General features: G+C 38.5%; 1 protein-coding gene. It reads left to right on the top strand.

Annotation, left to right across the window (positions count from 1 at the left end; translation table 11 throughout):
* Positions 1-78 precede the first annotated feature (78 nt).
* Positions 79-753: DNA cytosine methyltransferase (locus NNN71_RS24790; protein WP_271459604.1), on the top strand; the 675-nt coding region annotated here is incomplete at its 3' end.

Below are 753 nucleotides of genomic sequence, written 5' to 3'. Positions count from 1 at the left end.
AAATAATTCATAATTATTGACATCAATTTAGCATGTTGGCAAATTGGACTGAATTTATCATCGTTTGGGAAATGAAAATTGGGTACCATTTTAACGGTTGGTGAGGCTGCAGTATTGTTAGAGGTTTCCCCTCAAAAATTAAGAGCACTATGTCGTGGTGGGGGGATACCCTCGGCGCGTCAATCCGGTAAGATATGGCTCATCGACCGAGATGATATAGTTGAATTAAAAAAACTACTGAAAGATGAAGATAGAATGTCAAAAATTGAAACAACAAATCCGATAGCTCTAAGTTTTTTTAGTGGAGCTATGGGGTTGGATTTAGGCCTGGAAAAAGCAGGGTTCAAAACTCTTTTAGCCTGTGAAATAGATAAAAGTGCACGAAAGACTATAAAAATGAATAAGCCAGATATGGCTCTTATTGGGGATATACGTGATTATTCGTCAAAGCAAATTTTAGAACATGCCGGGTTAACCTTCAATGATGAAGTCGACCTTATTATGGGGGGGCCTCCTTGTCAGGCTTTTTCAACGGCTGGTAAAAGATTAGGTTTTGAGGATGAACGAGGTAACGTCTTTCTTAAATATTTAGAAACTATTTTTGAGATAAGACCTAAATATTTCATAATTGAGAATGTTAGGGGGTTGCTATCTGCACCTCTTCAGCACCGCCCTCACAGTCAGAGGGGGGATGACTTTCCGCCACTAAAAAATGAAGAACAATCAGGTGGAGTATTGAGTTATATATATAGG

Source organism: Kluyvera sp. Awk 3 (assembly GCF_028069715.1).
GTDB classification, from domain to species: Bacteria; Pseudomonadota; Gammaproteobacteria; order Enterobacterales; family Enterobacteriaceae; genus Kluyvera; species Kluyvera georgiana_A.
Note: the sequence above shows the minus strand (reverse complement) of the source record. Positions and strands in the feature narration are given on the sequence as shown.